At 34.1% G+C, this 11700-nt stretch carries 4 protein-coding genes; 2 read left to right on the forward strand and 2 right to left on the reverse strand.

Features of this window, described 5'->3' with window-relative positions:
- Nucleotides 1–3: 3 nt before the first annotated feature.
- Nucleotides 4–1779 (reverse strand): hypothetical protein, encoded by a 1776-nt coding sequence (locus tag RIN63_RS13345; RefSeq protein ID WP_310445237.1) that lies wholly within the window; start codon nt 1777–1779, stop codon nt 4–6.
- A 12-nt stretch (nt 1780–1791) separates the two neighbouring features.
- Complete coding sequence (locus tag RIN63_RS13350; protein WP_310445238.1) at nt 1792–7974, reverse strand: IPT/TIG domain-containing protein; 6183 nt, start codon at nt 7972–7974, stop codon at nt 1792–1794.
- 291 nt (nt 7975–8265) lie between these two features.
- Here RIN63_RS13350 and RIN63_RS13355 point away from each other — a divergent pair, with 291 nt between their 5' ends.
- The gene (locus RIN63_RS13355; protein WP_310445239.1) at nt 8266–10806 is read left to right on the forward strand and encodes a chitobiase/beta-hexosaminidase C-terminal domain-containing protein; all 2541 of its coding nucleotides are present in this window, start codon (nt 8266–8268) and stop codon (nt 10804–10806) included.
- Between the two features lie 94 nt (nt 10807–10900).
- A complete protein-coding gene (locus RIN63_RS13360) occupies nt 10901–11692 on the forward strand; it encodes an S-layer homology domain-containing protein (protein WP_310445240.1) in 792 nt (263 codons plus the stop codon).
- Nucleotides 11693–11700 lie beyond the last annotated feature (8 nt).

The following is an 11700-nucleotide window of genomic DNA, read 5'->3' on the forward strand; positions in this document are numbered from 1 at the left end:
TCCTTAGTCTTCTATTAGTAGTACATAGCCTTCGTCAAGGGATGAAACCTTTTCTTTTACTGCGTATACCTTTGCCCCTACTCTTAGGTTGTAGATTTTATCTATTGGCAGTGGAAGGTCGTTTAAGAGTATGACTGATTTCCTTATGTCCATTGTTTCATCTGCTATGTTTTCCCATCTATTATTTAACGTATTGTAGTTCTTTACTTTTGTTAAGGTTATTGTACCTCTATCATAGTCTATGCTCTTTATCTCTCCTTGGACGGAATGATTTAGCTTTACATTTTGAGCATAGCTTTGCTTATGTGGTGTAAGGTTCAGTGCTAATAACTCTGCACCGTATTCTGATTCTCTGACTATAAAGTAGGCTTGTTTGTTTTTGTAGTAGTTATTCTTTAGCCTATTTCTTAGGGCTTGATTTTTTATATCTGTTAAATTTGTAAATCTTGAGGAAATAAAATAGCTGGCATCTATGGTTTCTTTTAGATCACTATCATATATCAAGGTATCTTCTGACATAGAAAATCTCTGTGAGTCCTCTTTCTCTTGCCATTTTTGATCTTCTAATAGTAGATAATCTAATCTATAGTTGATTTTCCCTATTTCTATTTCGTAGTCATAGATATCTTCTATTTTTCCTCTATAGATTGAAATCTTTGTATTATCTATTCTATCTTCCAGTAAATTAGCTGTCATGGATATTAGAGATGTGTTTTTTGTTCCATAAATATTATCTACTGTAACGATTACATCTTTGTTTTTATCTATATTTAATGTATCTACTATTCTATTGTCCTTTAACACTATGGTTCCTTCGTTGAAGTGCATTAGGTTCTTATCTACTACCATGGTGCCTGTAGTGTATTGGATATTGGATACTTTAGCTTGATATCCTTGAGCTTGTCCATTCTTTACTGTTAGCTTAGCTACTTGCATTCTGCTATAGCTATTATCATAGGCTATATATACTTCTTTTCCCTTAAAATATTTAAGTTTTTGTAGGGAAATTTTTTCGCTTCCATTATATATAGTATCTCCTGACGCTTTTAAGCTTACAAGATATTGATTGTGTGGTGACCATTTCCCTTCATTATATATATAGGGAGTCTTGATAATTATTTCTTTATTTCTATCATCTACTAGTTCTATTTTCCCTCTAAGTACTCCTGATATTATTTGTTCTTCATCTTCTATTCTGATTTCAGCTACTTCTGAGGTGTAGATACTATTGAAGGTAAGGAGTACTTTGTCTCCTTCTTTTATTTGGTTGATATTGATAGTTCTATTTCTCTTTAGATATATTGTATTGGGTGTTATTCTATATTTTTCTCTTCCTTGGTTTGTCTTTAGTTCTAAGGAGTTATTTGTGATAAATAGGACTTCTCCTCTTTTAAATCTACTTCCTGCCATAATATATCCATCTCTGTCTGGGTCTTCTTCTTCGTAGCCTGTTATTTTTGTTGCTAGTGTACCTTCATAGTTTACATCTACTTCTTGTCCGAAGTAGAAGTCTGTTAAGGTCTTTTTCAGGCCTTCTATTTCTAGTTTTGTTTGTTGATTTACTCTGATTATATGGGTTTTTCCTTGGTAGTCTAATATGGTTAATGTAGACTCCTTGAAGTTTAACGCTTCAATGGTGCCGGAGATAGGCGGAACGATACGAAGATCGTTCCCTACATTGGTGGCGTGGACAGTCTGAAGTCCACGGTGGTCCTTCGCTAGGCCTACAGATAATAGGATTGCAATTATCATTAATGGTATTAGGATTTTATTTTTCATGGTTTTGTCTCCTTATCTGTTGGATAGGAGTATTAGTTTACTCCTACCCTTTATCTCTACTGTTGTAGAGTTAAGCTTTTGATATTCTTGAATTTCTTCATTTATTATATATATACTGCTGCTCTTTGTATTGGGATAAACTATGGTATCTTGTTCTAGGAATAGTTTACCTGGTCTTAGCAGTTCATTGATACTCAATGTGTTCTTTCCATATATATAGTCAAATGATAGCTCATATGCTTTAGAAGCTGCTTTTGTGCCTCTTGGAAGATGAGTTCCTGTTGTTATGTCTATATGGATCCTTAGATATGCATCCTTATCTCCTTTATCTGCTTTGCTGACTGAAAGGGTATACATATCCCTTACATTGATGACAGTGGTCATTGTTCCATCTTTGATGGTTAATCTATTATCCTTTCTTGCTAGCTCTATAGGTACTAGTACTGTAATTTTATTTTGATTTCTATATTTTGCTAAGGATAGGTCTAAGGCTCCTGCTCCATTTTTAAATATTGAAGTACCTAGAGTAATATTTAACCTTCCATTAATGGTTTCTTCATTGCCATTTTCTTTTAATTTATTTTCTGCTTCTTTTCGTTTTTCTTCTTTTTCCTTTAGCTTTTTATCTTGGCGAATGTCTAAAGTCTTCACTGTAACTGTAGCAAAGTCTATGGCTGCACCGTATTTATTTAATGCTCTTACCATAAATGTATATTCAGTCTCTGTTTCTAGACCCCTCACTAAAAATTCTGCCTCTGTGGTGCTTCCTATGAAGTTGTTTTCCTTTTCTTTAGTCAATCTTCCATATATTTCGAATGAAGTCGCTCTATTTAAGACAGATTCAGCTGATTTTGACCAAATCAATTGTACTGTAGACTCATATCCTGGTATTCCTTCTAGGACTAATGGTCTCGTTGGCACTGGTATTTCATAGCTAAAGTTATCATATGGGTCTGATACTCCTCCATCTGGATTGATGATTATCAAGCTTGAATTAGCCAAATCGTTTGTCTCAGGGAAGGTTACTTTAATTACCTTATCATTCTCTACTATGATAGTTGCTGCTTCTACTCCACCTACTACTCCTACTTCTCTATTGACATTGTTAGCATCTACACCTATGATACCTTCACCATTGAGAAGCATTTCTGCTGTAATGTGTTTTTTATCTACTATTGTAGCTCCTACTATGACCTTTGCGCCATCTTGAAACATTGTACCTGTTAGGGTTACTTCTGTTTCTGTGTCATTTGTAAATAGTTTATTTGGAGATACTGTTTGTATTGCTGGCTTAGATATATATTCAAAGCTAATGTTTCCTGATGTCATAGTGCCATCTGGGTTTTCTACTCTAATGGATACCTTTCCAAGTCTTGTAGATGCTGGTGTCAGTAGTTCTATTGAGTTATGTGTAATCTTGGTTATTTCTGTAGCTTCTACTTCACCAAAATATACTCTTAGTTTTTCTCCTTCGTAGCCTTTCATAGTTTCTCTAAAGTCAGAGCCGGTAATGACAACTTTTGTACTTCCTGCTGCAGATCCTTTAGCTGGAGTTATTGTAGTAGTTTCTGGGTCTGATTCTCCCTTAGTGATTTCTATGAATATTGGTGGGTTTAATTTATCAGATAGGGCTGAGCCCCCATCTGTGTTTTGTACTACTACGGGCAATAGCTTGCCTACTTGTGATTCTGGTAGAGCTGGCATGGTGAAAGTAAGTTTTGTAGGAAGGTCATATTCTATTGCAGCTTCCCCTATGGTTAGCAAGTTGGATACTTTGATAATAGCCTTATCTCTAAAGTCTGTACCCTCTACTGTTATTATACTTCCGCCTTTATAATTTACTTTTAGAACTCTTGCATTGCCGTTTATCTCTTTTCTAAATTCCTCTATTGGTTGTCTACTGTCTCTTGTAATATTTGTAATGACTGGCTTAGAGTCTGGGTTTTTGTACTCAAAGTCTCCACTACCTGTACCACCATCTGGATTGATGATAAAAATCGGGGTCTTACCTACAGTGTAGTATGATGGTGTCTCTATGCTTACATGGGTATTATTTACAAATGTAGTCTTTGGTGCATATCCCCTATCTACTAATAGTCTACCATCTTCTATGGCAATTCTTACTAATTCTTTTCCTGAGTAGTTGCTAGTTCCTGATTTAAGTAATTCCATTGGTAGATATCTTTCCTTGTTATCATAGTTTGTAATGGTTCTCTTATATTCTATTCCGCCTTCTTCAATTGTAAATGCTAGAGTTTTATAGTGACCGTTGTATTCTACCTTTAGTCCTCCCAATAGTTCTACTGTAGCTTTTTGGTTGTTAATTAAACCACTATTATCTTTTTCTCTATCTATATTTCTATTGCTTATATTGCCTAATCTAATCAATGGCATGGTCTGTGGATAGGCTATGTTATTGTCCTTATATACATATACATTGGTAGGAGCAAAGCCTGTTCCATGGACTTCTACCTTGTCTCCACCTTCTTTACGACCTTTGTCAGGCACTACATCTGTAATGGCCACCTTAGTTGCCTCATAAGTATAAGGTGTTTTAGCAGATATTCCTCCATCATTATTCAATAGGAATACATCTACCTTACCTGGTGCATGAGCTGGTACTAATACCTTGATATAGCCTAGGTTAAATTCTACTATTTGAGCTTCCTTGTTGCCAAAATATATCTTTGGAAGTATTGGAGAATTATAGTAATGGTCAAACTTAGGATGAGCTGGCTCAAATTTAGTTAGTCCTGCTTTTTTATCCCAATCCTTTATACCTAAGTCTCTCAAATCATCCCATATATCATTTATATACAAATCGTTGAAGGTCTCTCCTACTTCGTAGTATAAGTCTCCATTTAAATCATCATATGGTTCAAAATATCTAAAATCTTTTCCCCATATCTCCACTATTTCAGCTCCTGCTGCAGAGCCTTTTACTGGGGATATCTTTGTGATTTGTGGACTACTGGATGGTATTACATAGAAGAATCCTTTTTCGTCATTTGCTGTACCTCCATCTGGATTCAGTACTACTACTGGCACTGGCCATCTGTCTGTATTTTTGTCCTTTTTCAAATCTCCTACATATTTTGGTACAATAACCGTTATTCTTGTACCTTCTATATTTACTGTTGTATCTGCTGCTGGCACTTCTACTGCATTGATATATACCTTTGGTTTAGTTGCTGTATTTGTCTCAAAGTTTTTCCCTATTATTTCTATTGCGTATCCACCTGCTACTGAACCTTCCTTTGGTATTACATCATAGATCTCTGGTCTTCTCTCTGGTTGTTTGACGAAGAAGAAGCCTGCATTGCCTGTTTTTGCATCCTTTTTAGTATCAGGGTTTATTATGGTTAAGTCCTTATAGCCTTCTGGATGGTTGTTCATAATAGGTACTGTAAAGTAGATAGTCTCTCCATCTATTACCTTAACTTTTTGCCCTACTATTTCAGTATTATTTACCTTATATGGCGTGATATAAGATAGTTCTAATTCTGTTCCATCTGATGCCCTTAAAGTTATATGATTGTCCGCTACATTTACAGTGTGAACTAGTCCACCTTGTTTGTTAGCTATGATTTTGCTTTCATCATTTGAAGCTATGGTTATATCGTAGTTATTTAGTCCACCATCTGATAGCAATATTTCTCCCTTGGTACTTACTGTTAGGATGTATTTTTTATTGTTTACATCCTTTAGAAGTATCCCTTGATAATATGGTTTTACATCTATTTTTTTGTCCTTGATTTCAAATATTGGAGCATCTGGTTGGTAATCGACTAACTGTATTCTATTGTTTTGTGGATTTCTATTGTATTCATTTAATTCAAGATCATCTAAGAATACTCTCGTACCTATTAATCTAAATACATTTTCTTCTGTACCCATAGGGTCTGGTCTAAGAAAGTTTTCTCCCTTAATCATTACTATGGTGCCTGAATTACCCTTCTTTGGGTTAAAATCTATTATCTTTGGATTGGTAAAGGTCTTTACATAAAAGAATGGTCTTGTATCCATTCCCCCTGATGGGTTCATTACCTGAATTTGAGTCTCTCCTTCTCTACCTTTTGGTGCTGGGAAGGTGATTTCTGTACCATCTTCTTTTCTCTTCACACCTTTGACTACTTCCCCATCTATGATTACTTGTACATCTCCTTGGAAGCTATTACCTGTGATAGTAACTGTTTCTCCTCCATCTATGGATACTGTATCTGGCTTTACTGTATTGATAACTGGTATGGTGCCTGATTCTGGTACTACAAATTCTACAAAATCTGGCTTGATATCTGTAAGACCTAAGGTCATAGAGTTTCTAACTGGGTTTTGTACTGATACTGCTTCTTTTGTAGCTTTAGATACTTTTGCCCCCTTTGGAAGCATGACTAATATCTTTATACCTATATCATTGTTTTCAGTACCATCTAATTCTGCTCCTTTGTCACTGAATATCCTAATATATGCATCTGGATTCGTGTCTTTGTCTATTACGATATCTCCTATTTGTATCCGTGGATATCTATATATTTCTGCTCCGCTATCATCTCTATATTTATGAAGCATAAAGTTCTTTCCATAGATAGCAAACATTCTATCCTCTGGTATTTCATACTCTAAGTCCTTTGGTATAACTTGAATTTTCTCTGGTGTAATGGATACTATCTCTGGTTGTATGGTACTTAAAATATATCTATAGCTTCCCTTCTTCTCTGCTCTTTCTCTAACTATTATTTTTTCCCCATTTGATTTTGTAAATGTAGTTGTAGTCTCTACTACTACATCTTTTATAGGGCTATTGTCTCCTATGGTCACTTGAGATGTCCTTACTGTAAGCTTGTCTAAGGCAGGATTAAAGTCTACATCCCAAGCTGTACCTTTCTTTAAGAAAGTAGCTACACCACCTATGGTTACTTTTATTTCCCTTGTTGCGGTAACTTCTTCTTTTAAAGTTCCATAAGTTCCTGCTCCATAATTTATGGTTAGTACTTCTGGATTTGCACCTATTCCACTTATTGTTGGTTTTACAGTAGGATCATCAAGAGTAAATTCATCTATATTCATTGTACCTAAAAACTTACCACTTATTGTAGTATTAGATCCTGTATCTGGTCCAGATGCTGGTAGTACAGATTGAATAAATGGTTTTTTTGTGCCGTCTATTACCGTGAACTTTTGGTCTAATACTTTCCTTTGTGTAATTTGTTTACCAGGGTCTGTACCGTTGGCAATATTTGTAAGGACTACAAAATATTCTCCTACTGGTATGTCTGGTATTTGTGCTGTAAGTATATTATATTCTTTTCCATCTTTTACAACTTTGGATTGAAATGTTCTATTTTTACCTCTATTTGATACTTTGTAGCTATCTGTACCATCTATAGCCGAAAGAAAGAATATATCATACTCTCTTAAATCTACAGTTGTACCTGTTACTGGAGATTCTAAGAAAATTGTCTCTCCTTTTGAGCCTCTATTTGGTGTCATTTGTAGATTATCTACTGCTATTTCTTGATATAGGAGGAACTGATCTTTATATGTGTAAGTTACTTTTACTTTTACTTGTACATTTTGGTTGGCATCATTAAATGTCTTATATTGTTCTGTATTTCTTTCGAATACTATATCCTGTAAGCCTAGGGGTAAGGTTATATTATTTATTGTTGCTTCTTCGCTACCTGCTGAAAAATCATTTGATATATCTTGAGTAGCTCCCTCTTTATATATTTTAGCTGTGATATTATATCCATCTATTTCTGAAAAGTTTGTTCCTTTTAGTGTCAGTTCTCCTTCGTATCCTGATTTTACTTCTGGGGATACTTGAGTAAGTGTTGGCATTGATCCTTCATTTAGATCTATTTCTGTAGATCCTACTTTAATTTTGCTACCTACTTGGTCTGTAGCTAATATGAATTGTAATGTTGTTTCTGTATTAGTCTGTCTATTGGTAAGGACTACATTTCCTGTATTGGTTATCATGGATACATCTGCGTCCTTTAGAAATTTACCATTGATTGTTAGGACACGTCCTATTGACTGACGATTCTTATCATATATTTTATACAATATTACTTCCGATATTGAATACTTGTCTTCGTCATAGGCATGTACTGTTATTTGTCCTACGGGAAGTAGTGGAAGTAGTATTGAGATTATTAAAATGTAGGATATTAGTTTTTTAAATTTAGTCATGGATCCTGCCCCCTCGTTTTTTTAATTCATGATTACTGTAATTATTATCGACAAAAATTGTCTTTTCTTTATCTTTATTGTACATAAATCTGTGATTTGTGCCGATATAATATAAGGATAGTGAAAAGTGAATAGTTATTCACTTGAGATCATCGAAAATCTAAGTTTTGTCATTCAGAGCCATAGACAAAGAATCTTATAAGTATTAAAAACACAAGATTCCTCACTATGTTCGGAATGACAGATCTATTGAGGAATGTTCCAATTTTAGAAAGGACGGGGGGATTTTTTATGCGTAGGAGTTTAGCTTTATTTTTGTCAATGATCATGTTATTTTCCTTCATTCCCATTAATGTTGAAGGTAAAAGTTATGTAAAAGAAGTTGATGCTCTCTTTGGGGATTTCCAGTTAAAGGTAAATAGCAAGAGAATTAGCGGTCATAAGGAAAGTTTTATATATGATGACAATCTTTATGTTTCTTTATTGGATTTGGCTAAAGGTTTAGAGATGGGAGTTAGTGTCAGAGGCAATACTATCAACATTACTTCCAAGGGGAAAATAAATGCTTCTTCTAATCAATCCATAGTATTCCAAAGGGGCTATGAGATTGAAGCTAAGGAAAGGATAATCGAAAACTTAGAGGATGAGGTTCGTGCTCTAAAGGGACAAGGTCCTGCTGGTATTCAGTATGAGATGAATTCTTCTATTAGAAGTATTAAAGTTGGCTTTGGAAATATTTCGATTTATCTGGATGGAAAGAAATTAAATTTGGATAGTGAAGTGTTGAGATATAATAATGACATTTATGTAGGATTGGACTCCATTGCTCCATATTTGTATATTACTCCTAGTATGGGTAAGGACAAGACTAGTGTAAATATTGATGCTAATGGAATATTGATTGAACACAATTTATACTCTACAACAGAAACATTGCTAGCTATAAGAGAAGGTCGAAATTATCTCTTGGATCTGCAAAAAACTGAAGTAGAAAAGAAGAAAAATCTTTTCGAAAACTATAAGTTACCTTACAAGAAGATAGGAGATATTGCAGATTTAGAAGATTATTTGAATAAGCATTTTAAGAAAATTGGGGATATCGATGTAAGCTTTGATGTGATGCAACAATCAAATTGGGTTAATTTAGATATTAGCTTCCCAAGAGCTAAAAATGCTCAATGGACTAAGCTAAGAAGGTCTGATGTGGAGCAATGGATTTGGAGGATTTATACTGCTGTTATACAGCTTTATGATGATGAGGCAATCATATCTGGTGCCATAAGGAATCCATATTATACTTATTATTCAAGTTCTAGTTTGAAAAATTATCTTACTTTCTATACTAAGGACAGTGATATCTTCTTTGATTTCACCAATAGCAAGCTTGTTCCAGATAGGAAATCTAGTCCCGATAATTTACTTGATGTATTGAATAAGGAATTACCTAAGTATCTTAATTATAATTTAACTTATGATGTAAAAATTACAGGGGACAATATAGAGTTAATTGTATATCCAAGCTCTGATAATTTTAACAAACTGTCTCTATTTATGAGAATGGGATATCTAAAATCCCTTAATCAAAAGATTAAAGCTATCTATCCTGATTTAGCAGTACATGGCAAGGTGGTTTATCTTGGAGATATTTTACCAATTGATTTTTATATTAGTGAAAATAGAATTAGTTCAGATGCTCTATTAGAGGAAACTGAAAAGCATATCATCAACAATTATGGGTATTTCTCTCATGGAAACAACAGTTTTAGAATGAATTATTCCTTATATGATAAGGACATGAAAAATTATTATTTATCTATTGAAACTGATTTCTCTGTAGATGAAGATAAATGGATTAAATCAGGGGATAATGGTAAGCAAAGATTGAGTTCAAATATTCACAATGCTGTAAGCTTTGTTCTTTCTCTGTGGGATGCCAATGTATCTACTGAAGTAGTGGATAAAAATGGAGTAATGATTACAGATTTCGATTCTTACCAAGAGGTGGTATCGCTTGTAATGGCTAGTCCAAATAGTGGACAAATAGTAGAAGGTGAAAAGGTATATTTATACACCGACACTCCTTCAGCAAGTATTTATTATACTAAGGATGGTAGCACTCCTACTACTGATACGGGTATTTTATATGATAATCAAGGTATTGTAATCACAGAGGATACTACAATTAATGCCTTTGGATATAAAACAGGCTTAGGAGCAGGACCTGAATCTACTTTTACTTATACTGTAATAAGAGATGAAAATTTATCCTATGGTTTAACTGCTTTAGTTGTAAATCCAGGCTCTTTGGATACTGGATTCTCCAATGCTAAGAGAGATTATAAAGTAAATGTAGATACAGATATAAATTCTATAGATATTACGCCTACTGCTAATGCAGGTGTGATTACTGCCAATGGAAATGCTGTAGCTACTGGAACTAGTGTAGCTGTTCCTTTAAGTGGAGCTTCAACCACTATTACTATTTCTGTGAAAGAAGCTAACAAGGCAGAGAAAATATATACTGTTATAGTAAATAAAGGTGGCAGTCAAGGTGAAACTACTTTTGCTATTGCAGACTTAAAGTTCAATACTATGTTTGGATTGATTTTCAGTGGTAGAGTAACTAGCAATAAAATCAGTGATTTAAATGGATATGAAGTGGAGCTATTGAGTAAATCCGGAGTTCCTATAGGGGACAGGATTGCTACTTCTAGCAACGGAGATTTCTCTTTCCCTAATACTCAGCTGAGTCCAATTGATAAAATCATTGGGTTTAAGTATAGAGTATATAACGATAGCAACGTCTTAGTCTTAGAGAAGAATTTGAATTAATAATAATGGTAAGGGAGTGGTAGTTTTGAAAAGAATTATATTGATCATTCTTTCCTTAATGCTGCTCCTTCCCTCTTTTATATATGGGGAAGGAATGGCAACAAAAGATTGGATAGTTGAAAAAGGATATTTCGGTGTAGGTGGATTAAATCTTGATAAAAAAATTAAGAGATCAGAGCTGGCTACTCTAGCTATTCGTATGGTAGGTCTTGAAGCAAAGGCTAAAGAATATACTGGAAAGTCCTCATTTAAGGATGTCAATGATTGGTCTACTCCTTATGTTGAAATGGCAAAAAAACAAGGATTAATCTCTGGTAAATCTAAGGATTTATTCCATCCTAATGGTAATTTAACCTATGTTGAACTACTTGCAGTATTTATGAGAGCCTTAGGCTACAAAGATGGCATTGATTTTGTAAAGTATCCTGATGACTATTATAAAAAAGCTTTGGAGATTGGACTTGCCGATATGTACATATCTCAGGATGAAGAAGTCCTTAGGGAGATTGTCCTTTCCACTATGGTAAAGGCTTTGAATACAAATATCAAGGGTCAAGATTATACTCTATATAAGTCCTTGAATAATACTGAGCTAGAAGAAGTTATAGAGGAAGCTACGAAATATATCTCTATGACTAATGTAAAATTTAACACTACTATTTCAGGAGTATTTAGTGGGATATTGAAAGGTAGTGATGATTTCACAGGATATAAGGTTGTATTGTTATCTGAAAATGGAACTTTCTATGGAGATTCAATCCTAGGGAAGAGCGGCTCCTTTTCAATTGATAAGTTTGATATTAGTGTAGTTGCAAAACTAAGTGGATATAGATATGAAGTGTACAACAATAAAGGTAATTTAATCCTAAAATCAAAACTACAATAATGGAGGTG

Source organism: Tissierella sp., from assembly GCF_031460495.1.
GTDB lineage: Bacteria > Bacillota > Clostridia > Tissierellales > Tissierellaceae > JAVKTS01.